Genomic DNA, 21,757 nt, shown 5'->3' on the forward strand with positions numbered 1-21,757 from the left:
TTTTTTCTTTCATGACAGCCAAGCATTTCTCAAAAGCTGTACGCCCTGTGTGATCTGATCCGTATCAAGATGGGCGAACCCTAGCTTTATGATCGGCGGTTCGGGTTTTTCGGCAACGAAATAAACGGCGGTAGGGTATACCTTCACTCCGTACTGAAAAGCGCGTTCGATTAATGTTTCTTCTGTATAGTTCAGGTGAACTCTCACCAATATATACAATCCCGACTGCTCGCCGATGATCGTCACATGATCGCCGAACTGCTGCTTTACATGTGAAATCAAGTGCTGCATTTTTCGCCTGTAAACAATGCGCATGCGCTTAATATGGCGGGTCCATTCACCGGCCTTCATCAATTCAGCCATGGTCAGCTGGTTAAGCGAAGAAGCGGTGCTTTCGAAATGAATAAACCGTTTTTTATACCGGTGCAAAAGGCGCTGCGGCAAAACCATATAGCTTATGCGGATGCCCGGAAGAAAGGATTTTGAGAAATTCCCTAAATAAATCACCCGGTCTGATTGAATGGAAGCAAGAGCGGGAAACGGCTGCTGTGTATAACGGAATTCACTGTCATAATCATCCTCAAGAATATAACCCTCTCTATGATTCACCCAATTGATCAGAGTTTGGCGCTGCTGAATGGACATGCTTACGCCGTAAGGGCTGTGATGGGATGGGGTCACATAGATTAATTTTTCTTTCATTGCATGTAATTGAGAAAAATCAGCTCCGTTTTCATAGACAGGCATCGTTTCCAGAGATAGGCCGTGAAATTGAAATGCCGCTCTGGCACCGTCAAATCCCGGGTCTTCAACGATCATTCCCGAAAAATCCTCTTTCAGAATCCGGCTGAGATATATCAGCATCTGCTGGGTGCTGCTGCCGATGATAATGGAATCCGCATCTGTTTTCACTCCGCGGGATTCCAAGAGATAAGCGGCAATTTGTTCACGCAGGTCTCTCTCGCCGAACGGTTCACCGTACAGGAAGCTTTTCTCTGATGTCAAAACTTGATTGTATAATTTTCTCCATGTTTTCAGAGGAAAATGCTTTTGATCGACGGCTCCGGCGCGAAAATCAATCAGGACCGGCTGAGTTGATTCGGTTTTTTCAGCGTAAACAACATCGTTTTCTTTTTGAAATAAAGAAGGTTCTACTTCATTTACAAAATAACCTTTGCGTGTTTCTCCGCGAATGTATCCCTCCGCTAAAAGAAGATCATAAGCCATCAGCGTTGTATTGCGGCTTACCCGCAGGGAATCTGCCAGCTCCCGAATCGAAGGCAGCCGCTCATCTGCCTGAATATTTCCCTGCTCAATCAATGTTTTAAATTGCTCGTAAATTTGTTTGTATTTCGGGGTATCGCTTTCGAAAGCGAAAATCATATTTTTCATCAGATGTTCTCCTCTGACATGTGTATTTATTCCTAACTGTACCTTTTTAAATGTCAGTTGATATCTTATTATAGCGGAAAGCGCTTTATCAATCCATGTTCGAGAGGAGAGTTTTGTATGTATATTCCGGCTCCATTTCAGCTGAGTGAAGCTGAAGCGTGCGATGTCATCAAAGAGTATGGTTTCGCAGCATTGTTTTCAACGGCGGAAGGCAAGCCGTATGCAACCCATCTGCCATTGATGATGAGTAAGAATAACGAATGCTTATACGGTCATTTTGCATTGCCGAACCCCCAATGGAAAGAGATTGATGGCCAAAACGTGTTAGCCGTTTTTCAAGGGCCTCATTGTTATATCTCGCCTAAATGGTATGAGACGAATCAGGCTGTACCCACTTGGAATTATGTGGCGGTTCATGTTTACGGAGAGGCGGAGCTTTTGGATGAGGAAGAAACCGTGCAGTCGATGAGTGATCTCGTATTGAAATACGAAAGCCCCGACAGCCCGTACAAATTAGAGGATGTCGATGCGAAATTGCTGGCAGGCATGAACAAAGGGGTAAAAGGTTTTAAAATCAAAATCAGCAAAATAGAGGGGAAAGCAAAGCTGAGTCAAAATCATTCAGCTGCAAGACAAGGGCTGGTCGTACAACAGCTCAAACAGATTCCTCATACAAACGAACAGCTCATTTCCGGCTTGATGGAAGAAAACATCAAACGGATCACTGCGAACAACTGACAAGCATGTTAAAAACATACCGGCAGCATGCGGTATGTTTTTTCAGGTTATGAAGCTTTTCTCAGGATGAGTAACGACTCAAACAGCACATAAATCAACGGCGCCATTAAAATGAAGAAAGAATGAAAAATAGCATACGGTATGAGTAAGTAAACGATAAGTTTCAATAGAATGGTAGACGGTTTATTGAATGTCCAGCGGTTCTTCAAGATATCAGTCATACAAGCTAAAACAAGGCCGACCGTCAAATATCCGGCTGCTATGTAAAGATAAATAAAAAGGTAAAACGGGTAAGAAGACAACGGCGGTGTGTCCTCTTGTGTCATTTTTAAACTCATGTAAAAGACTAATAAAAAGCAAACGGACGAAACGAGAGTTAACAAAAGGTGCTTATATAAATACTTCTTCATGTGTTCACCTGCCTTTGGCGCAATTATTTCTTAACATATTATGACATGGTTTTTACCGCTGCTGAAAGAATCGGCAGCTGAAAAAGACGGCAAATCCCGCCGTCTTTTTTTATATCTTAAGATTTCTTAAGAACTTTCACGGCTTTTTCTTCAGGTTTTGAATGTAGAGTGTGTTTTATAAATTCAAAACAAATGGAGAGATTAAAGATGAAACGTCTGTTATTTTTATTTCAATATATTATGAATCCCAGATCTGTCGGCGCCGTTCTGCCCAGCTCGCGTTTTCTTGCTGAGAAGATGATGGGAAAAATTGATTTTCATAAAGCTGAATACATTGTTGAATACGGGCCGGGTACGGGAGTATTTACAAAAAAACTGCTTGAAAAACGGCAGCCTGGGACGATGATCTTATTGATAGAACAAAATGAGGAATTTTATGCTTTGCTGCAAGAAAAATATAAAGAGGAACAGAACCTATTTATTGTACATGGATCGGCTGAACATATTGAGAGTCATATGAAGGAGCATGGAATCCCTTATGCCGACTATGTCGTCTCAGGACTTCCTTTTGCAAGCCTTCCGAAAAAAGTGTCTGCTGATATTTTGAAGGATACAGCTAACATCTTAAGAAATCATGGAGAATTCATTACATTCCAATATACTCAATATAAGAAGGCATTGATTGAGCAATTCTTTCCGAAAACAGAAGTAAGGAGAGAATTCAGGAATTTTCCGCCGGCTTATGTTTTCAGCTGTTCATTGCCGCAAAAAACGAGGGAGGATTCATATGGGGACAAGCATTCTTATCGTGGATGATGACAAAGATATCCGAAACCTGATCTCTGTCTATTTAGAAAATGAAGGAATAGACACACAGAAGGCGGAAGATGCTGCTGAAGCATTGAAATTATTGGAGCAAAAGGAGTTTGACCTGATTATTTTGGATATTATGATGCCCAATATGGATGGGATTGAGGCATGCATGAAGATCAGAGAAGAACGCAATCTGCCCATCATCATGCTTTCCGCCAAATCGGAGGATATGGATAAAATTCAAGGACTGGCCTCCGGCGCAGATGATTATTTAACGAAACCGTTTAACCCATTGGAATTGATCGCCAGAGTGAAATCGCAGCTGAGAAGGTATAAAAAATACAATACAGATACGATCAGCACGGCGAACGTCATTGAAATCGGTGATTTGACCGTTAATACGGATACAAGGCAGGTGTGGGTGCGGGGGAAAGAAGTCAGGCTCACTCCGAAAGAGTTTGATATTCTGGAGCTGCTTTCGAGAAACAAAGGAATTGTCATGAGTGTTGAAAAAATATATGAGGCGGTATGGAAGGAAGACTTTTTTAAGTCGGACAATACCGTAATGGTCCACATCACAAAGATCAGAGACAAGATAGAAGAGGATTCTAAACATCCGATTTATATCAAAACGGTATGGGGAACGGGATATAAAATATGAGGAAGTTTGGAAATAAGCTGATTGTCAGGCTTCTGATCGCGATCGCAATTAGTTATCTTGTTGCATTTGGTGTGTTGATTCTTGTTATTTTATCTATCTCATATCTGTACAAAATAAATTATTTAACAGATGTGAGCCAAGGAAACGCTAATTTTAGGATACTGATTCAATTTACTGCAGCTATTTTGACCTTTATTGCGGTTTTTTTGTTATTGGTGCGGAAAAAAATATTATATTTGAAACACATTACGGAGAGTGTTCACCATATTGCCAATGGAAATTTAGGCTTGACCATCAGGACTGAAAGCAGGGATGAATTGACACAGCTTGCACAACATATCAATTATATGTCCGAAGAATTAGAGAATAAATTTGAACATGAAAGACAATTAGAACGAGTGAAAAGTGAGCTGATCTCAAGTGTATCTCACGATTTAAGGACCCCGTTAACATCAATTATCGGATATTTGGATCTGCTTAAAAAAGAACAATACAACAGTAAAGCTCAATTTCAGGAGTACCTTGAAACGATTTATTCCAAATCGCAAAGGCTGAAATATTTAATAGATGAACTGTTTGAATATACACATTTATCGAGTCCGGATGTTACTTTGAACCGCAGCAAAACAGACTTGTCAGCCCTATTGGAACAAATCACCGGAGAGTACATTCCCATGTTTGAAAAGGGACGATTAACTGTCCGAAAATCAATTACGGAAGAGCATGTTCCCGTCTGTATTGATATAGAAAAGATGGTTCGCGTTTATGATAATCTTTTTATGAATGCGCTGAAGTACAGCATCAAACCATCTGAATTGTTCATAAACCTTGAAATAAAAGATGAAAAAGCAATTCTGCAAGTGTCAAACAAGGCCGAACATCTCACTGCTGACGATATCAATCAATTGTTTGAACGGTTTTTCAGAGGAGATAAGGCCAGGACGGGTCATCAAGGTACCGGGCTCGGACTTGCCATTTCAAAGAGAATTGTTGAGCTTCACAGCGGCCGTATTCATGCGGATTACAGCGGCGGATGGCTTCGTTTTTCTGTTGAACACCCGATTGACTAGAGCTTGCGGGACAAACGTTCCGTAAGCTTTTTTCATAGAATAACTTAAGAATCCTTAAGAATTTTACCGGCTGTTTCTTCATTTTTTTTGCTTATGATGTGATGGAAAGCGAGGAGAGCGGAGAAATTGAAAAATAAAATGATTTTATTATGTATATGGTTTTTAGGCGTTTATTGTTTGAAGGAACTGGACGTGCTGTCATTTGATATGAATGATGTAACGGACTTTATATCAGGGCATGCGGAATACGCGATGCTGCTGTTTTTGGCTTTGTGGGTCGTCAGGCTTCTCTTTTTTATTCCCGGCATGTCGCTGATGTTTTTGGGCGGAATCTGCTTTGATCCGATGGTCAGCATTTTATTATCAATGGCCGGCCTGTTTATAAGCGAAACATTGGTTTATCTGTTTTCAAGGAAATTCGCCAGCGAAAAAACGACTCAATTACTGGAAGATAAATATCCTGACTTGAAAGTGTTATTGGAGGCGTACAATTATAAGTTTTTGGCATTGGGGATGATTTGTCCGGCAGCTCCTACGGATGTGATTTGTTTTTTATCGGCAGCAATCGGGTTAAGGTATTCTGCATACATGTTAACTGTATTGATTTCAAATATTCCTATGGTGCTATTGTCCAGCTTTGTCGTTATCAATTTCAGTGAATCAATTACAGGTATTGTGTTAGTAATCGTTTCGTTTCTATTGATTACGATCTTAACGGTGAGAATGTGGAACCGCATGAAGCAAAATTACTCATGAAACAGGGGTTTTTTGTTCCGAAGGATGTAAAGAAGAATACACCAAAAAAAGCTGTCAGCTTGGTCCTGACGGCTTATTTTTGGTGAATGGCTTATTTCTCCGTGGTGAAATAAAGCAATGCGATGACTGGAAACGCGATTCCAATCCATAATGTGATACTCCACCCGCCTGAGGCGTATGCCCATCCTCCGATTGATGATCCTATAGCACCGCCCAGAAAGAAGATGGCCATAAATAATCCGTTTAATCGGCTGCGAAATTCAGGTGCCAACGAAAAAATGGCACGCTGACTGAGTACGAGATTGGCAGATACCCCCATATCCAACAGGATAGCTGCGGCCACCAGAACTGCTATTCCGACGGGGGAGCTGCTCTGAATCATGAGCGGGAGTAATAAAGAAACGATGACAACACCGAGAGCGATTCCGGTGGCAAGCCGGGTCAAGCCGCGATCAGCCAGACGGCCGCCTATCGGTGCAGCCGCTGCACCTGCAATGCCCGCTAATGCATACAGCGCGATTGCCTTTTGAGAAAAATGAAAAGCAGGACCGGACAATAATAAAGGTACAGTCGTCCAGAACAAGCTGAAAGCGCCAAATACAAACGCATGATAAATGGCACGGCGGCGTAAGACCGGAGTCGTGCGCAGCAGCTTCCACATTGAACCGAGTAAGACGGTGTAGCTTGTGTTTGCTGTTGGTTTTCTGGCAGGAAGCACTTTTGATAAGACGATTGCCAGGACAACACTTAACGCGGCGGATAAAGCAAATATGGCATTCCACCCCCATACATCAGCGACCAGACTGGATATCGGACGGGAAAGCATAATACCGAGCAGCAAGCCGCTCATCACATTGCCGACAACCCGGCCGCGTGCGGCGTCAGGTGCAAGGTATGATGCGAACGGAACTAGCACTTGGGCTGCAATTGATCCCAGTCCGATGAAAAACGCAGCGGCTAAAAACAGTGTTCCATGCTTCGCAAATGCTGTCAGTGTCAAAGCGGCTGCGCTTAGAAGGAGCGATACAACGACAAGTTTTTTGTTTTCGATAATGTCTCCCAAAGGGACGAGAAACAGTAAGCCGGCAACGTATCCGATTTGAGTCAGCGTGACAATCAATCCGGCGCTGCTTGGAGAAAGTCCGATTGCCGCACTAATGAATCCTGCCAAGGGCTGTGCATAATAAAGATTAGCGACAATGATACCGCATGCCGTTGCGAGAAGAAGGGTTAAACAAGGTGAAATTCCCTGATCTGCTGTTTGTTTGGTTTCTTTAGCCATATGAATGAACTCCTTTTTAAGTGTTTTTTATGATGCTTGATAAATGATTTGCTGATTCATCTCCTTTACGCAGAGGCTTTTGGAGTCTATGTTTCATCAAGACTTCCCTCAAGTTATTTTATAAACTGAACGTTTAGTTTCATCATAAGCAAATAATATACTAAACGTTCAGTTTTGTAAATAGGTTTCTGTTTTCTTTTTTTATACAGGTTAAGTATACTGAACGTATCGTTTATAATTCAGGAAGGAATGATTCATGTGCAGAGTAAACGAGGACGGCCGCGCGATGAAGGAACACATAAGGCGATTCTTTCTGCAGCGTATGACCTATTGTTGGAAAATGGCTTTGACGCGGTGACAGTCGATAAAATTGCTGAGCGTGCCAAAGTAAGTAAGGCAACGATTTATAAATGGTGGTCAAACAAGGCTGCCGTTATCATGGACAGCTTTCTTTCGACCGCTACGGACAGACTGCCTGTGCCCGATACAGGATCAACAGTGCAAGATATATTGACCCACGCCACGAATTTAGCAAGGTTTTTGACGAGCCGGGAAGGAACCGTTATTAAGGAATTAATCGGTGCGGGGCAGCTGGATGCAAAATTGGCGGAAGAATATCGCACGCGATTTTTCAAGCCCCGCCGCCTCCAAGCGAAAGGCCTTCTGGAAAAGGGAATTCAAAAAGGTGAATTAAGAGAGAATCTTGATATTGACGTAAGCATCGATCTCATTTACGGACCGATTTTCTATCGTCTGCTTATTACAGGTGATGAGGTGAATGATTCCTATGTGCATGATCTGGTGATGAGTGCGTTTAAGGGAGTTCAGCCTGCCTGAAAAATAGCCGGATCATGTGAAAGAGATACAGACTTCTGCTGCCTATGGGCGGAATATAATGAAAAGGCCGAACAAGTTCATTGTTCGGCCTTTTCTGATTGATTTGCGAACTGCCGGGCGGCCGCCACGCAAGCGATAACGCCGACATTCACCGCCGCAAGTTCCCATCCTGCTTTTTCATGGAGAATCATGGCGGCCAGCAACAGTCCGAAGAAAGGCTGCAGAAGCTGCAGCTGTCCGACCGCGGCGATGCCTCCCTGGGCGAGTCCGCGATACCAGAATACGAAGCCGATCAGCATGCTGAATATTGAGACATATGCAAGACTGAGCAGTGCGGGCGCGCCGATGTTTGACCATGAGTCCGGCATGAAGCAGAAAGACAGGATGAACATAAGGGGAAGCGATAAAACGAGTGCCCAAGAGATCACCTGCCAGTTGCCAAGCCGCCGGGAGAGGCGGGCGCCTTCGGCATAACCGAGACCGCACACGATAATCGAAGCGATCATGTACGTATCACCGAGCGGAGAGGATTCTCCTCCTTGCAGCAGAGCATATCCGGCTACGAGGATGCTGCCGGCAGCCGAGAAAATCCAAAAGACCGGCCTGGGCCGTTCGCCTCCTCGCAGTACGCCGAAGATCGCCGTCGCAAGCGGGAGAAGTCCGATGTAGACAATGGCATGAGCGGATGTGACATGCTGAAGCGCTAAGGCTGTAAGCAGCGGGAAACCGATCACGACGCCGAGCGCTACTGTTATTAGTGAAATGATGTCGCTTTTGGCAGGGCGTTTCTCCTGAAAAATGAGGAGCAGAGCGCCTGCCAATATACCGGCTATCGCGGCGCGGCATACGGTGAGAAATACCGGGTCAAAGTCCGCTACAGCCAAGCGGGTCGCGGGAAGCGAGCCGCTGAAAATGAGCACGCCGATAAATCCGTTAATCCAGCCGTTTGCGGCTTTCTTCATTCCAATCACTCCAATATATATTTCTAAACCCATTTTCAAAGTTTATAATGACTATAAACTGAAATTGGCCTTATACAAATGGCCAGTTTTTATAAAAAGAAGAATGCCAGTTTGGAGGGAGTAAAAATGGATATCACGCCATTTTTAAATAGAGATCTGGATATTCCGCTTTATCAGCAGCTTTATCGGCATTTTAAGGAAAATATGCATCAGGGCCGTATTCCTAAAGGACTGAAGCTTCCTTCAAAAAGGCTTTTGTCAAGTCAGCTTTCCATCAGTCAGACGACTGTGGAGCGTGCCTATGAACAGCTTGCCGCCGAAGGCTATATTGTCAGCAAGCCGAGAAGCGGATGGTTTGCCGATTATGACTCGGACGCCGTCTATGTGAAAAAGCCGGGCGCTTCGCCTGTTCAAACAAAGGCGAAGGAAGACCGCCAATGGATTGATTTTCACTACGGCACTGTGGATGCCGCTCATTTTCCTTTTTCGGCATGGCGCAAAAGCATGGTTGCAAGCTTAGATCAATACGGGCATGAGCTGTATCGGTCCGGGGATGATTTGGGCGAGCTTGAACTGAGAACGCTCATTTCGGAGTACTTATATCAGTCGCGCGGGGTGAATTGCCGTCCTGAACAAGTGATAGTCGGCGCCGGGAACCCTGCTCTTTTGCAAATGCTGTGCAAAATATTTGAATCAAATCTATCCATCGGATATGAAGATCCGGGTTATCCGAGAGCGAGGGAGATTTTTAAAGCCAATCACATGAAGATCATTCCGATACCCGTCGATGATGAAGGAGTCTGTATCCGGAAGCTGAATGAAGAGCGGCCGCGTCTTGTATATGTCACGCCTTCTCATCAATTTACGTTAGGAACGATTATGCCGGTAAACAGAAGGATTCAGCTGCTGAAATGGGCGAAGGAACATCAATCGTTCATTATAGAAGATGATTATGACGGTGAATTCCGATACACCGGCCAGCCGATCCCATCATTGCAGGGGCTTGATCAGCATCACCGTGTCATTTATATGGGGACGTTTTCCCAATCTCTGCTTCCTTCGCTGCGCATCAGCTATATGATTCTTCCTTTGCCGCTTATTGAAAAAGGCAGGGAAATCGCTTCTTTATATAAACAGACCGTCTCCTGCCACAGTCAGCTGACGCTGGCTCAATTTATCAAAAGCGGAGAGTGGCAGAAACATATTAACAGAATGAGAAAGCTGTACCGGAAAAAAAGAGCGGTATTATTAGAGGCCGTGCGGCGCGAGCTGGGACAATACGTCAGGATTCGCGGAGAAAATTCCGGACTGCGGATTTTACTTGACGTTCAGCTGCCTTTCAGTGAAAAAGAGCTGATTGAAAAGGCGGAGGAACAAGGCGTCAAAATCTATCCCGTGTCTCTTACCTATCAAAAACAGGTCCCTGAAAAAACAGTTTCCCTCGGTTTCGCGGGGGTTTCTGAAACCGATATACAAGAAGGCATAAAAAAACTGAGAGCCGCCTGGGCGCTGTAAAAGGCAGCTCACAGCTTGAAATACTGAAGCTTGAGTCAGGGATGCAGTCTCAGCAGCAAAACGATTTATAGGACGGGCAGGCGGAGCGCCGTATCAATATTTTGCAAATTGAGCCGGACTTGTTCATTTGTGTTCCACGGGTGATACCAGCCTTTTTCCATCATATAGCGTGAGATTTGCTCATGCATGTCGATGGCTTCTTCTAAGTGACGGGTGAGGATCGCTTTCACTTCAGGCGTTCCGGCTTCCGTCGCCGCCATCGCATAGTTTCTGACACCGCTTTTTGCCGAATTTAATAAATCCATTGCGACAATTTGGTCTGTCAGTGCATTCATTCCCGTCAAGTATTCCATAATCGGATTCATTCGTCATTCATCTCCTCATTCATGCTGTGCATCAGATAAAATTGAGGCAAATTCCTGCAATTGCCTTGTTGATGTATCCACATCCTGCTGCATGATTTCTTTCAGCTGCGGATCGGATACGAGCGCTTTCATGGTTTTAGATTTCGTCAGACAAAGTGACTTAAAAGAAGCCATCTCCTGAATTTCGAGTAATTCATGTAAGGCGCGGGCCATTTCTGTAGCCTCCGTTCTTTAAGGTTTGAGTACAACTTTTATGCAATCATCTGTTTTCGTGTCAAACATCTCATAGCCGTGCTTCGCTTCACTAAGCGGAATGACATGGCTTACAACATCGCCCGGATCAATTTTGCCGGTTGACACCAGTTCAAACATATACGGCATATAATGGATAACCGGAGCTTGTCCTGATCGGATATTGACGTTTCGCTGCATGATATCGCCAAGAGGAAAACCGTTATATCTCCCGCCATACACACCCGTAATCTGGATCGTTCCGCCTTTGCGCACCGCTTGGGAGGCAATGACTAAAGCGCTCATCGCTCCGCCTTGAAGTTTTAATCCGCTGGCGAGGAACTCAAGGTCTGTCATTTTCCCGTCCATGCCGACGGCGTCAATGACCACGTCGGCGCCGCCTTTGGTTATTTCCTTCAGGTAGCTGCCCGTATTTTCGTGGTCTTCGAAGTTCACGATTTCCACTTTATTCGTCCGTTTCGCATGCTGGAGACGGTAGTAGACATAGTCTACGGCTATTACGCGTTTCGCTCCCTTTAACCAGCAGAATTTTTGAGCGAAAAGGCCCACGGGCCCGCAGCCGAGAACGATAACTGTATCGCCTTCTTTTACGCCGGCATTGTCAACGCTCCAAAAGCCGGTTGTCATCGCATCGGCAATAACACTCAGTTTCTCATCCGGTTCTTCGCATGTTTCGGGAACTTTAAAATGAGTAAAGTTCGCAAATGGAACGCGCAAATACTCCGCCTGGCCTCCCGGATAGCCGCCGGCATTTCCTGAATAGCCGAAATAAGCGCCTATATCGCCGTTCTCATTTGATTGATCACATTGGCTTTCCAGGTGATTTTTACAATAAACGCATTCTCCGCAGGCGATATTAAAAGGAATAATGACGCGGTCCCCTTTTTTGACTTTCGTCACGCCGGGACCGGTTTCTTCCACGATGCCCATCGGTTCATGGCCGATGATGTAGTCTTCCTGCAAATTCGGGATGAGTCCGTGGATTAAATGTAAATCTGATCCGCAAATTGCCGTACTTGTGACTTTTATAATCATGTCATCGTGTTTTTCAATCTTCGGATCAGGCACGTCTTTCACAACGACGTTTTTCACTCCTTGATATGTTACGGCCTTCATGCTGTAATACCTCCAGTGTTAATGTTCATCAGGTGTGCGGTCAAACATCCCTTTTCTGTTCGTTTCAACGGGAAACAGGTTCATGCTTCCGACCATGAGGGTATTTTTCGCAGAGAGCTGATCCAATTTATACTGTTCGCTCAGATCATGCGGGTGAAACCACTTTTTGCTGACCATCAAGTCTGTTATCTCCTGATGCATCGTGATTCCCTGCATGAGCTGTTTGCGCAGCAAAGCTCTTACATCAGGTGAAGCGGTTTCTGTTAAAGCAACGGCGGTATTTCTGACGCCTTCTTTGGCGCGTATGAGAAAATCCATTGCGAATGTCATATCCGCAAGTTCAGGGACATGTAATGAATTGATCGGATCTAAATGGTCATGATTCAATGATGCTTACCTTCCTTTCAATTGATGATCGAAGTCGGCCGGTTTTGAGGAACGGGAGCCTGAAACGTTGCCCGTTCATAAACCGCCTGCAGATCAGCCAGGTCTTGAGAGGCTTGCTGAACGTCTTTTTCCATTAACGTTTTCAGATCCTGATCAAACACAAGCCCTTGCATGAGCTTGGATTTCGCGACACAAAGCGTCTTAAAGTTAATCAGTTCATGTAAGTCCAGCGACTCGTGAGCCGCTAATTCACGCTTATCCATAATCGTCTGAAACCTCCCTTTCTAAAAATACGTAATTAATTTCCCCTGAGAAAAGAGGTCTAGTCTTACAAATTTTGTTTATAAGAAAAAAGAGAGAAGAAATCTGACGGTACATCAAAAAAGAGGAAGCATAATCGCTTCCTTCTGTCACAATATCCCGAAGATGATAAGTCCGGCAAACACGATGCTTTTGAAAGCGGAAAAACAACCTTCGCTGATGACAAATATCCCAGTGATAACAAACAGAACGCTGACCGGGGCAACGAACCTGGTTCCCTTCCGCGAGATCATCCGGCTGGCGCTTAACAGACCGATCAATGAGCTGAACGCAATATAATTAATCCCACAAAAGCAGCTTGCGAAAAATCCCGCAGGCTGTTTTTTCTTTCACCCGTCATGCAGGAAAGAAGGGGAAGGTGAGAAGCAGGCACTTATGGTATGATGACAAATAGAATAAAACCTCGTGAGGCCGGTCGGCTAAAAGGAAGTGGACAGAGATTGTTTGGTACAAAACATCAAGAAGACTATGTCTCCCGTGACAGACGTTCATTGCATATGCTTGCGCTTCGGGTGCCCGGTCTGGCGTTTATTTTAATGGTATATGCCGCATCAGTCTCTTTGCAGTACATTTATGAAAGCTGGACGGTTTTTTTGCTGCTGTTATTCACAATATTGATCGTCATTTTTACCGTGCTGCACTGGCATTCCCATCGCTGGGTGAAGAAAAAAACGTTTCTTTATTTCATCATACAGGGATTTATCATATATACATCGGCTAACTTGATGACCGGCGGCTATATTGCGGTTGTCGTCGGTCTCTATGCCTTTTTAATCGGGCAGATTATCGGAATGGCGGATAAGGGAAAAACGCTGCTCATACTCTATCTGTTCATTTTAATGTCCATAACAGCTTTGCACGAGGAGCATCCGCATCATCTGCTGCGTTTCATCGTTATCGCCGCTCCCATCATGATCGTGATTATCACGTATGCGGCCACATTTTTCGCGCAAGTTGATGAAAAAATAAAAACACAGATGACGCTTGAAAAATTAGAGCTCGCTCACCGGCAAGTGAAACAGCTGACGCTTCAGAATGAAAGGCAGCGGATGGCGAGAGACTTGCACGATACGCTTGCCCAAGGATTGGTCAGCTTGCATATGCAGCTTGAAGCGGTGCATGTTCATCTTTCAAAGGGTAACACTGACAGAGCGAAAGACATCATCAGCCAGTCAATGGACAGAGTGAAGGGCACATTGGCTGATGCGCGCTCGGCCATTGACAACCTTCGCAGCACATCAGAAGAGATCGGGTTCTTAAAAGAAAGCATCACTGAACAAATCAACCATTTTACAGAAGCCTCCGGGCTGTCTTGTTTTTTAGATTACAGCGTGCATCATGTGCTTGACGTTCATACGGCGGAGAATTGCCATTACATGATCGGAGAAGGCCTGACAAACGCCGCCAAGCATGCAGAAGCAAAGAATGTCTGGGTATCCGTTCAGGAAGAAGAGGGACAAATCCGCATAACCGTCAAAGATGACGGGAAAGGCTTTGATGCCGGAACAGAAATGAGAAAAAGCGGACATTACGGGCTGCTTGGGATACAAGAACGCGTCAATATGATGAACGGCACTTTCCGTATAACAAGCGCCAGATCAGCGGGAACTCAAATTGAGATCATCATACCAATTCAAGGAGAGGCGGAACATGTATAAAGTGTTAATAGCAGATGACCATCTTGTCGTCAGAGAAGGTCTGAAGCTTTTGATAGAAACAAATGACCATTACACCATAACGGGAGAGGCGGAAAACGGGAAAACCGCCGTCCGCCTCGCAGAGGAACTAAAGCCCGATGTCATTCTCATGGATCTGTACATGCCGGAAATGAGCGGGCTGGAAGCCATTAAACAGATAAAAGAGCATTCTGATGTGCCGATTATTATTTTGACGACCTATAATGAAGATCATCTGATGATAGAAGGCATTGAATCAGGCGCGAACGGTTATCTGCTGAAAGACACAAGCTCAGAAACCTTATTTCATACGATGGATGCGGCGGTCAGGGGAGAAGTGCTTCTGCAGCCGGACATCTTGCGGCGTTTCCGGGAAATGAAAATGGAACGGGCAAATGCCAATGAAACACAGCTGACGGACAAGGAAATCATAGTTCTAGAAGCCGTTGCGCAAGGACATAAAAGCAAAGCGATCGCCTTCGATTTAGGAATCTCAGAGCGGACGGTAAAAGCGAGATTAACATCGATTTATAACAAATTAGGCGCTGATTCGCGGACGGAAGCCGTCACCATTGCCATGCAAAAAGGCATTCTGAAACTGAATATATAATGAAAAACTGCCCAAACGTACATGCCCTTATGTACGTTTTTTTTATGTGAATGTGAACTACAATTAGGCAGAAAGTAATGATTGGAGAGGAGTATTCGATGTCTGGTTTTTTATATAAATTAGGGGGATGGTCTGCCCGCAATCGATTAAAAATGATCAGTGCGTGGCTCGTGATACTGATCGCTTCGGTTGTGATCGCCATCTCGTTAAAACCTGCTTTTTCTGAGGATATGTCAATTCCCGACACACCTTCTGAAAAGGCGATGGATATCATTCAAAAAGAATTTTCAAAGGGTCCCGATAAAGGAAGCATACGGGTTATTTTCGGAGCTGAAGACGGGAAGAAATTGACGTCAAAACCGGAAAAACAAGCGGTTGAAGAGACATTAAAGAAGATCAAAACCGATCATTCAGTCGCTTCGATTGCAAGTCCTTTTGAGACAGGAACCATTTCTAAAGACGGATCAGTGGCGTATGCCGATGTGTCGTACAAAAAAGCGGCGGATGACATTACGGATGCGTCTGTTTCACATATGAAACACAGTCTGTCCGCCGCCGGAGACAAGGGCCTGCAGACGGAGCTCAGCGGCGATGTGCCGGGGGCCGGTGTTGAAATCGGCGGTGTATCTGAAATTGTCGGCGTTGTGCTGGCATTCGTCGTTCTGGCCATTACGTTTGGTTCATTAGTCATCGCGGGGCTTCCGATTGTCACGGCCCTGATTGGGTTAGGTGTAAGCATCGCGCTGACGTTAATTGGGACACAGTTCTTTACGATAGCCTCGGTCAGTCTCTCATTATCCGGAATGATCGGACTGGCCGTCGGAATTGATTATGCGCTGTTTATCTTTACGAAGCATCGTCAGTTTTTGGGCGAAGGTGTACAAAAAAATGAATCGATCGCGAAAGCCGCGGGAACGGCAGGCAGCGCCGTCGTTTTTGCGGGACTGACCGTGATCGTCGCGCTTTGCGGATTGACTGTTGTCGGCATTCCTTTCATGTCTGCCATGGGGTTGACTGCGGCACTCAGTGTGCTGATGGCTGTATTGGCATCAGTAACGCTGGTGCCTGCGGTGTTGTCAATCGCGGGAAAACGGATGATTCCGAAATCATACAAGAAGAAAGAAAAGAAAAGCGCCGGCACGAATGGCTGGGGGCGCTTCGTTACAAAGAAGCCTATTCTGTTAAGCATTTTCAGCATCATTCTTTTAGCCGTCATCAGTCTGCCGGCCATGCATTTAGAGCTGGGGCTGCCTGATGCGGGAATGAAAGCGAAAGACAGCCCGGATCGCCGCGCCTATGATCTTTTGTCTAAAGGATTCGGCGAAGGCTTTAACGGCAAGTTGACAATTGTTGCCGATGCAAAAGGGGTCAAGGGGAACAAAAGTGAAGCATTTCAAGGCGCCGTGAAAGAAATGAAGGACTTGCACAATGTGGCGAGCGTCACACCTGCCATGCCGAACGAAAAAGGGGACTATGCCATCATTACGGCAGTGCCTGAAACCGGGCCGAATGATAAGGCAACGAAAGAGTTAGTGCAGGATATACGGAAACGATCAGACAAAAACGGCATCCGCCTGCTCGTCACCGGGTCAACCGCGGTGAACATTGATATTTCAGACCGGTTAAACGATGCCATTCCGGAATTCGCCATTCTCATTGTCGGGTTTGCGTTTGTATTGCTGACCGTTGTTTTCCGCTCGCTTCTCGTGCCGCTTGCCGCTGTCGTCGGCTTTTTGCTGACGATGACTGCTACACTCGGCTTATCGGTATTCGTCCTGCAGGATGGAAATTTCACCGGCTTGCTCAGCATTCCGGAAAAAGGTCCGATTCTCGCCTTCCTGCCTATTTTGGCGATCGGTATTCTTTTCGGACTGGCGATGGATTATCAAGTATTCCTTGTCAGCAGAATGAGAGAAGAATATGTCAAAACAAAAAATCCGGTACAAGCCATTCATGCCGGATTGAAACATAGCGGACCTGTCGTAACAGCGGCGGGACTGATCATGATTTTCGTCTTTGCGGGATTCATCTTTGCGGGAGAAGCTACGATCAAATCCATGGGCTTGGCAATGACCTTCGGTGTGCTTTTTGATGCGTTCATTGTAAGAATGACCATTATTCCGAGTGTCATGAAGCTGATGGGACATGCGGCCTGGTACTTGCCGAAGTGGCTGGATAAAATCATTCCGAACGTGGATATCGAAGGCCATAAGCTGACACAAGGCAAAACACCGGAGAAACCGGAAGAATAAAATGAAAAAGCAGATCGTTATGATCTGCTTTTTTTATGTGCTGACCGCATCCATGAAATGAGAAAAAAGCTTTTTCATGTCTTCATGTTTTTTTGTCAGCATTTCGGGATGCCATTGCACGCCGACGACAAATAATTCACCCGTCCGTTCAATCGCTTCAATGGCCCCGTCTTTCGCATAAGCCGAGGCTTTAAACGAAGGCGCCGTCTCTTTTATGATCTGGTGATGGAATGAATTCACCCGCGCTGAATCGCCAAACAAGGAATGAAGACGTGTCCCTTTTTCAAAAGAAACATGATGGGTTTTTAACGGCGGATCTTTTTCTTGATCATGCTTAATGTCAGCAAACGAAGCGTGTGTCAGGTCTTGATATAAAGTTCCCCCGTAAGTGACGTTTAACATATGCATCCCCCGGCAGATGGCCAGAATCGGCTTTTCTAAAGCAACCGCCGTGAGAATCAGCTCCTTCTCGTAGGCGTCCCGATCAGGAAAGGTCTTTCTTAAAGCCTGTAAAGGTTCTTCACCGTAAAACAGCGGGTCTATATCCTGACCGCCGGACAGAATGATCCCGTCAACATGAGAGACCTGTTCCTTTAAAAGCGCCGTCTCTTGAATCACCGGCAATATAAACGGCACACCGCCGGCCTCAGAAACAGACTGAATATAATCATTATTGACATATGCCCGATTATAACCCGGGAAAGGGCCGGATTGATCAGCCATAATGTTTCCCGTAATTCCGATGTGTTTGGCCATTCTTCGCCCCCCTGAACCATGCTCATAATTAATCTGAACGTAGGTTGTACAAATCAGTTTGAAATTATTCTTCATGATACGTGAGCTTTCCAAAGTAAAACCCGTGACAGTCACGGGTTTTTCATTCATTTCAATTTCTTGATCTCTTCCGTCAGCTCTTTGAATTTTTGATCAAGCTCACGATATTGTTTATCAGCCGGCGTCATGAAGCTGAGTTTTCCGAGGACTTCCTGCCGTTCGGTCTCAAGCTTCAATCGCAGTTCTTCAGCATCGTCCCTGACGGAGGGAGATTCTTTCCATTGTTTTCGGACGCTGCCGTTTGAGATATCAAGCCGGATGTCCGTCGTCTTTTCGACAAAGTAACGATCATGAGATACGATGATGAGCGTTCCGTCGTATCGGGCCAAAGTGTCTTCAAGCTGCTCGCGTGACGGCAGATCAAGGTGGTTTGTCGGCTCATCCAGAATCAGCACATCTTTCTCCTCTAAAATAAACGCCATCAGTTTGCATTTGACCCGCTCTCCCATGCTCATCTTGCCGATGGGTTCCGTCCATTGCGCCGCGGTAAATCCTAAATGCTTCATGAGAGATTGAACATTTCCTCTTTCCTCGAACGTTTCTTTGTAAAAAAGCTGTTCGGGGGTTTTATCAAGCGGGAGGTCGAATACTTCCTGCGTTAAATATCCGACGTTTGCAGACGGAGAAATCCATATGCTGCCCTGCGCTTTTTCCTGCCCGAGGATGACCTTCAATAATGTTGTTTTCCCGCTGCCGTTCGGGCCTGTAATCGCGATCTTTTCACCGTGCATCACAGTGAAATTCACGTTTTTGAAAAGCGTTCGTCCGTCATATGACTTTGTGACATCCCTTACTTCTAAAAAACGCTTTCCCGCTTTTTTGCGGTGCTCAATGGAAAAACGGACTTCATACTCCGCTTCAACCGGTTCTGCTTTCGCTTTTTCAAGCTCTTTTTCAAGACGCTTCTGCTTTGATTTAATCTGGGCGTCCGTGCGTTTTGCTTTTACGCGATGGTATTCTTTAAACCCTTCTATTTTCGTTGATTGGGCGTGGGCTTTTTTTGACCAGGCGCTCAGCTCGTTCATTTGAGCTTCAATCCTTTTGACCATATTCTGCTGATTCTCATATTCGCGCTGCTGTGTCAGTCTTCTCTGTTTGCGGACCTCCATATAGCTTGAATAATTCCCTTTATGTTCAATGAGTTTCTTTCCTTCGATGGCCCAGATTTTTGTCGCGGCTGCATCTATAAAAGCACGATCATGCGAAACAAAAATAATGGTGCCTTTGTAATTCTTGATCTGATTTAGCAGTATTTCTAAACTGTGCTGATCGAGGTGGTTCGTCGGCTCATCTAATAACAAAAGGCTGCTTGAGGAGGAGAAACCTTTGGCAAGACGGGCTTTCAGTTTTTCTCCGCCGCTTAATTGCGAAAAGGCGCGTGCGGGCACGTTCCACTTTTCCAACAAGGCTGCCTCCGCAGGCTCCGGATGGCCGGAATCATAAGCTTCCGTTTCTTGTTCCACCATATATATGTTCACATCTTGCATCATCTGGATCTGTCCTTGTGACGGCGCTTTTTGATTGCAGATCAATTGCAGCAATAACGATTTGCCGGCGCCGTTTTTACCGATAACGCCGATGATGTCACCTTGCTGAACGCTCGCGCTGATCTGTTCAAAAAGGGGAACGCTGTTGATTTCATAACTGATGCCGCTTATTTTTAACATTTCTTTCATATGTCAATCCCTCGCTTTAAAGGGAGGACCAAAAAAATCCTCCCAATTGATTTGGAAGGATTAGCCGTACCTGTGCATGATCAAATAAGCTATTTTTACATAGCTTTCGTATCGTATAGAAAATGGGCAGACTAATCCTATTTTTTCTGATTTGAAATATTTGATTTCAAACGGTCAAAATAAGATTAGTTAATCATTGTCCACCCATCATCCCTTCGTATTTGTTACGAACAGTGTAGCACACACTTATCTGTAAAAGCAAAGGGTATAAGCCTTTTTATTCCAGGTTGGAGGCTTCCCACTCTTCTTCTAAAACGGCATAATAATATTCATCCCACCATTCATTATCATGGGGAATGCATTTTTTAAAAAAGCCTTCCCGTCTCATCCCGATCTTTTCCATCACCCGGTGCGAAGCCATGTTTTCCGGCTGACATGTCGCAATGATCCGGTGTAATTTCATCTTGTTAAACCCGAATGCCAGCACGGCGCGCGCCGCCTCTGAAGCATATCCTTTGCCCTGGTATTCCGGGTGAAACACCCAGCCGATTTCATACGTATGATCGCCAAAATACTGAAAAAAAGCAATGTGGCCAATGACCGTTTTCTCATCCTTCAATAAAACGGGAAACTTCCCGGCATGTTCACCGCTGTTTTCAGTAACGAATTTCCTAACATCTTCTTCGGTAAAGACACCCTCTGGTATATATTTCATGACATTCGGATTTGAGGTGTACGCATAGACATCCTGCCAATCTTCCGGTTCAAATGTCCGAATTATGAGCCTGTCAGTTTTGATATTCATTTTTTATGTTCCTCCATCAAAAAGATTTCATCTACTACTTCGATTGAAAAATGTAAAAACCTTTGAGCGGGGAAGAGCCGAATAAAAAAAGCCTGCAGCTATACACTGCAGGCGGTTATTTTTCATTTGCGGCGGCGGGCAGGTTTGTAAACCCGAATTGCCCTCCGACAGCTTCTTTTACTTCATGAATAACGATAAATGATTTAGGATCAATTTTTTGAACATGTTTTTTGATTTTCAGCAATTCGTTCTTTTTAATGACAACATAGATAATGCGCTTGTCTTTGCTGCCGTAATACCCGTATCCGTAAAAAATCGTCGCCGCGTTGCCGTACTCGGAGGTGATGGCTTTGGCGATTTCTTCGTATTGGTCAGACATAATGGTGAGAGCTTTTTTATTATGGAAACCCTCAATGACAATATCGACGATTTTGGCGCACAGATATACGAATATAAACGTATACAGCATATGATTGATGCCGATCGCTAAAACGGATGCGAAAATGATGACACAATCCATATAAAACATGCTTTTGGAGATATTAAAGCCCTTTGTGTAATTCAATAAATACGCCAACAGCGTGGTCCCGCCGGTAGATCCGTCAGCAATAAAGATCAATGCCAGCCCCGCTCCCATCAGCAGAGCGCCGAATACAATCCCGAGCACCATATCGTGCACGCCGAACGGAATAAAGCTGACGATGCTGAGAAAAACAGAAGTCATTCCCGTACCGAGTATCGTGTATAAAATCGTTTTTTTCGTTAAAAATTTATAAGCCAGCCCGATAAAAATCAAATTTACAACCAGAGTCGTAATACTTGCAGGTATATGGAAAAGATAATATAACACGAGAGCGATTCCCACGGTGCTGCCGTCCCCTAAATGATTCGGGATGACGAAAAATTCCACGGACGCCGCAATAAGAAAGGCTCCGGCCATAATCATCAGTATATCCTTGCAAATGTTCTTCATGTGCAAACCTCCTCTGCAGTCAAAAATATATAAAAAACAAAAACGCCTCAAAAA

The 21,757-nt window shown here is 44.9% G+C and carries 23 protein-coding genes; 10 read left to right on the top strand and 13 right to left on the bottom strand.

Annotated features, from left to right (window positions below):
* Positions 1-9: 9 nt before the first annotated feature.
* A complete protein-coding gene (gene pdxR, locus ACKTRM_RS02905; RefSeq protein ID WP_012116923.1) occupies positions 10-1,392 on the bottom strand; it encodes a MocR-like pyridoxine biosynthesis transcription factor PdxR in 1,383 nt (460 codons plus the stop codon).
* A gap of 117 nt (positions 1,393-1,509) precedes the next feature.
* Here pdxR (ACKTRM_RS02905) and ACKTRM_RS02910 point away from each other — a divergent pair, with 117 nt between their 5' ends.
* Positions 1,510-2,130, top strand: a complete 621-nt coding sequence (locus ACKTRM_RS02910; protein ID WP_012116924.1) for an FMN-binding negative transcriptional regulator — start codon at positions 1,510-1,512, stop codon at positions 2,128-2,130.
* Between the two features lie 47 nt (positions 2,131-2,177).
* On the opposite strand, the gene ACKTRM_RS02915 is transcribed toward ACKTRM_RS02910, so the two are convergent.
* Positions 2,178-2,540 (bottom strand): hypothetical protein, encoded by a 363-nt coding sequence (locus ACKTRM_RS02915; RefSeq protein WP_023356743.1) that lies wholly within the window; start codon positions 2,538-2,540, stop codon positions 2,178-2,180.
* Positions 2,541-2,747: 207 nt separating this feature from the next.
* On the opposite strand from ACKTRM_RS02915, the gene ACKTRM_RS02920 reads away from it, so the two are divergent.
* The 4 genes from ACKTRM_RS02920 to ACKTRM_RS02935 all read left to right on the top strand — a co-directional run bounded on the left by ACKTRM_RS02920 (position 2,748) and on the right by ACKTRM_RS02935 (position 5,840).
* Positions 2,748-3,356 (top strand): class I SAM-dependent methyltransferase, encoded by a 609-nt coding sequence (locus ACKTRM_RS02920; RefSeq protein WP_012116925.1) that lies wholly within the window; start codon positions 2,748-2,750, stop codon positions 3,354-3,356.
* The gene (locus tag ACKTRM_RS02925) at positions 3,328-4,014 is read left to right on the top strand and encodes a response regulator transcription factor (protein WP_012116926.1); all 687 of its coding nucleotides are present in this window, start codon (positions 3,328-3,330) and stop codon (positions 4,012-4,014) included. Before ACKTRM_RS02920 ends, ACKTRM_RS02925 begins: the two co-directional genes overlap by 29 nt.
* On the top strand, positions 4,011-5,084 hold the full coding sequence (locus ACKTRM_RS02930) for a sensor histidine kinase (RefSeq protein WP_012116927.1): 1,074 nt from the start codon (positions 4,011-4,013) through the stop codon (positions 5,082-5,084). The genes ACKTRM_RS02925 and ACKTRM_RS02930 overlap by 4 nt, the downstream gene beginning before the upstream one ends.
* Positions 5,085-5,210: 126 nt before the next feature.
* Positions 5,211-5,840, top strand: a complete 630-nt coding sequence (locus tag ACKTRM_RS02935) for a TVP38/TMEM64 family protein (RefSeq protein WP_012116928.1) — start codon at positions 5,211-5,213, stop codon at positions 5,838-5,840.
* Positions 5,841-5,931: 91 nt separating this feature from the next.
* Here ACKTRM_RS02935 and ACKTRM_RS02940 read toward each other — a convergent pair whose 3' ends face one another.
* The gene (locus tag ACKTRM_RS02940) at positions 5,932-7,122 is read right to left on the bottom strand and encodes an MFS transporter (protein WP_012116929.1); all 1,191 of its coding nucleotides are present in this window, start codon (positions 7,120-7,122) and stop codon (positions 5,932-5,934) included.
* A gap of 258 nt (positions 7,123-7,380) precedes the next feature.
* Here ACKTRM_RS02940 and ACKTRM_RS02945 point away from each other — a divergent pair, with 258 nt between their 5' ends.
* Positions 7,381-7,959, top strand: coding sequence for a TetR/AcrR family transcriptional regulator (locus ACKTRM_RS02945; RefSeq protein ID WP_007409331.1), 579 nt, complete (start codon positions 7,381-7,383; stop codon positions 7,957-7,959).
* 77 nt (positions 7,960-8,036) lie between these two features.
* Here the strand turns inward: ACKTRM_RS02945 and ACKTRM_RS02950 are convergent, their stop codons facing one another.
* Positions 8,037-8,921: a DMT family transporter gene (locus ACKTRM_RS02950; RefSeq protein ID WP_012116931.1), complete on the bottom strand. Its 885-nt coding sequence runs from the start codon at positions 8,919-8,921 to the stop codon at positions 8,037-8,039.
* A 126-nt stretch (positions 8,922-9,047) separates the two neighbouring features.
* Between ACKTRM_RS02950 and pdxR (ACKTRM_RS02955) the strand changes: the two genes are divergently transcribed.
* Positions 9,048-10,436, top strand: a complete 1,389-nt coding sequence (pdxR, locus tag ACKTRM_RS02955; protein WP_012116932.1) for a MocR-like pyridoxine biosynthesis transcription factor PdxR — start codon at positions 9,048-9,050, stop codon at positions 10,434-10,436.
* Between the two features lie 65 nt (positions 10,437-10,501).
* Here pdxR (ACKTRM_RS02955) and ACKTRM_RS02960 read toward each other — a convergent pair whose 3' ends face one another.
* Genes ACKTRM_RS02960 through ACKTRM_RS02980 form a run of 5 tightly spaced genes read right to left on the bottom strand, consistent with a single transcriptional unit; the run spans position 10,502 to position 12,819 of the window.
* Positions 10,502-10,801, bottom strand: a complete 300-nt coding sequence (locus ACKTRM_RS02960; RefSeq protein ID WP_012116933.1) for a spore coat protein — start codon at positions 10,799-10,801, stop codon at positions 10,502-10,504.
* Between the two features lie 15 nt (positions 10,802-10,816).
* Positions 10,817-11,014, bottom strand: coding sequence for a hypothetical protein (locus ACKTRM_RS02965; RefSeq protein WP_012116934.1), 198 nt, complete (start codon positions 11,012-11,014; stop codon positions 10,817-10,819).
* 18 nt (positions 11,015-11,032) lie between these two features.
* A complete protein-coding gene (locus ACKTRM_RS02970; RefSeq protein ID WP_012116935.1) occupies positions 11,033-12,169 on the bottom strand; it encodes a zinc-dependent alcohol dehydrogenase in 1,137 nt (378 codons plus the stop codon).
* 18 nt (positions 12,170-12,187) lie between these two features.
* On the bottom strand, positions 12,188-12,556 hold the full coding sequence (locus ACKTRM_RS02975) for a spore coat protein (RefSeq protein ID WP_012116936.1): 369 nt from the start codon (positions 12,554-12,556) through the stop codon (positions 12,188-12,190).
* A 17-nt stretch (positions 12,557-12,573) separates the two neighbouring features.
* Complete coding sequence (locus tag ACKTRM_RS02980; protein ID WP_012116937.1) at positions 12,574-12,819, bottom strand: hypothetical protein; 246 nt, start codon at positions 12,817-12,819, stop codon at positions 12,574-12,576.
* A gap of 555 nt (positions 12,820-13,374) precedes the next feature.
* On the opposite strand from ACKTRM_RS02980, the gene ACKTRM_RS02985 reads away from it, so the two are divergent.
* The 3 genes from ACKTRM_RS02985 (at position 13,375) to ACKTRM_RS02995 (ending at position 17,415) form a co-directional block, all read left to right on the top strand.
* Complete coding sequence (locus tag ACKTRM_RS02985; RefSeq protein WP_049753467.1) at positions 13,375-14,535, top strand: sensor histidine kinase; 1,161 nt, start codon at positions 13,375-13,377, stop codon at positions 14,533-14,535.
* Entirely contained in the window at positions 14,528-15,163 is a 636-nt protein-coding gene (locus ACKTRM_RS02990) for a response regulator transcription factor (protein WP_012116939.1), read from the top strand. The genes ACKTRM_RS02985 and ACKTRM_RS02990 overlap by 8 nt, the downstream gene beginning before the upstream one ends.
* Before the next feature lie 98 nt (positions 15,164-15,261).
* Positions 15,262-17,415, top strand: coding sequence for an MMPL family transporter (locus ACKTRM_RS02995; protein ID WP_012116940.1), 2,154 nt, complete (start codon positions 15,262-15,264; stop codon positions 17,413-17,415).
* A gap of 33 nt (positions 17,416-17,448) precedes the next feature.
* On the opposite strand, the gene ACKTRM_RS03000 is transcribed toward ACKTRM_RS02995, so the two are convergent.
* The 4 genes from ACKTRM_RS03000 to ACKTRM_RS03015 all read right to left on the bottom strand — a co-directional run bounded on the left by ACKTRM_RS03000 (position 17,449) and on the right by ACKTRM_RS03015 (position 21,703).
* A complete protein-coding gene (locus ACKTRM_RS03000) occupies positions 17,449-18,171 on the bottom strand; it encodes a gamma-glutamyl-gamma-aminobutyrate hydrolase family protein (RefSeq protein ID WP_012116941.1) in 723 nt (240 codons plus the stop codon).
* A 125-nt stretch (positions 18,172-18,296) separates the two neighbouring features.
* The gene (gene abc-f / locus ACKTRM_RS03005) at positions 18,297-19,925 is read right to left on the bottom strand and encodes a ribosomal protection-like ABC-F family protein (RefSeq protein WP_012116942.1); all 1,629 of its coding nucleotides are present in this window, start codon (positions 19,923-19,925) and stop codon (positions 18,297-18,299) included.
* A gap of 277 nt (positions 19,926-20,202) precedes the next feature.
* Positions 20,203-20,730, bottom strand: a complete 528-nt coding sequence (locus tag ACKTRM_RS03010; protein ID WP_012116943.1) for a GNAT family N-acetyltransferase — start codon at positions 20,728-20,730, stop codon at positions 20,203-20,205.
* 115 nt (positions 20,731-20,845) lie between these two features.
* Entirely contained in the window at positions 20,846-21,703 is an 858-nt protein-coding gene (locus tag ACKTRM_RS03015; RefSeq protein ID WP_003156057.1) for a YitT family protein, read from the bottom strand.
* Positions 21,704-21,757 lie beyond the last annotated feature (54 nt).

It is taken from the genome of Bacillus sp. D7-8 (assembly GCF_052055895.1).
GTDB classification, from domain to species: Bacteria; Bacillota; Bacilli; order Bacillales; family Bacillaceae; genus Bacillus; species Bacillus velezensis.

Coding starts and splice junctions, on each gene's coding strand:
- pdxR (WP_012116923.1), bottom strand. CDS start 1,392: ATGAAAAATATGATTTTCGCTTTCGAAAGCGATACCCCGAAATACAAA.
- ACKTRM_RS02910 (WP_012116924.1), top strand. CDS start 1,510: ATGTATATTCCGGCTCCATTTCAGCTGAGTGAAGCTGAAGCGTGCGAT.
- ACKTRM_RS02915 (WP_023356743.1), bottom strand. CDS start 2,540: ATGAAGAAGTATTTATATAAGCACCTTTTGTTAACTCTCGTTTCGTCC.
- ACKTRM_RS02920 (WP_012116925.1), top strand. CDS start 2,748: ATGAAACGTCTGTTATTTTTATTTCAATATATTATGAATCCCAGATCT.
- ACKTRM_RS02925 (WP_012116926.1), top strand. CDS start 3,328: ATGGGGACAAGCATTCTTATCGTGGATGATGACAAAGATATCCGAAAC.
- ACKTRM_RS02930 (WP_012116927.1), top strand. CDS start 4,011: ATGAGGAAGTTTGGAAATAAGCTGATTGTCAGGCTTCTGATCGCGATC.
- ACKTRM_RS02940 (WP_012116929.1), bottom strand. CDS start 7,122: ATGGCTAAAGAAACCAAACAAACAGCAGATCAGGGAATTTCACCTTGT.
- ACKTRM_RS02950 (WP_012116931.1), bottom strand. CDS start 8,921: ATGAAGAAAGCCGCAAACGGCTGGATTAACGGATTTATCGGCGTGCTC.
- pdxR (WP_012116932.1), top strand. CDS start 9,048: ATGGATATCACGCCATTTTTAAATAGAGATCTGGATATTCCGCTTTAT.
- ACKTRM_RS02960 (WP_012116933.1), bottom strand. CDS start 10,801: ATGAATCCGATTATGGAATACTTGACGGGAATGAATGCACTGACAGAC.
- ACKTRM_RS02965 (WP_012116934.1), bottom strand. CDS start 11,014: ATGGCCCGCGCCTTACATGAATTACTCGAAATTCAGGAGATGGCTTCT.
- ACKTRM_RS02970 (WP_012116935.1), bottom strand. CDS start 12,169: ATGAAGGCCGTAACATATCAAGGAGTGAAAAACGTCGTTGTGAAAGAC.
- ACKTRM_RS02980 (WP_012116937.1), bottom strand. CDS start 12,819: ATGGATAAGCGTGAATTAGCGGCTCACGAGTCGCTGGACTTACATGAA.
- ACKTRM_RS02985 (WP_049753467.1), top strand. CDS start 13,375: ATGCTTGCGCTTCGGGTGCCCGGTCTGGCGTTTATTTTAATGGTATAT.
- ACKTRM_RS02990 (WP_012116939.1), top strand. CDS start 14,528: ATGTATAAAGTGTTAATAGCAGATGACCATCTTGTCGTCAGAGAAGGT.
- ACKTRM_RS02995 (WP_012116940.1), top strand. CDS start 15,262: ATGTCTGGTTTTTTATATAAATTAGGGGGATGGTCTGCCCGCAATCGA.
- ACKTRM_RS03000 (WP_012116941.1), bottom strand. CDS start 18,171: ATGGCCAAACACATCGGAATTACGGGAAACATTATGGCTGATCAATCC.
- abc-f (WP_012116942.1), bottom strand. CDS start 19,925: ATGAAAGAAATGTTAAAAATAAGCGGCATCAGTTATGAAATCAACAGC.
- ACKTRM_RS03010 (WP_012116943.1), bottom strand. CDS start 20,730: ATGAATATCAAAACTGACAGGCTCATAATTCGGACATTTGAACCGGAA.
- ACKTRM_RS03015 (WP_003156057.1), bottom strand. CDS start 21,703: ATGAAGAACATTTGCAAGGATATACTGATGATTATGGCCGGAGCCTTT.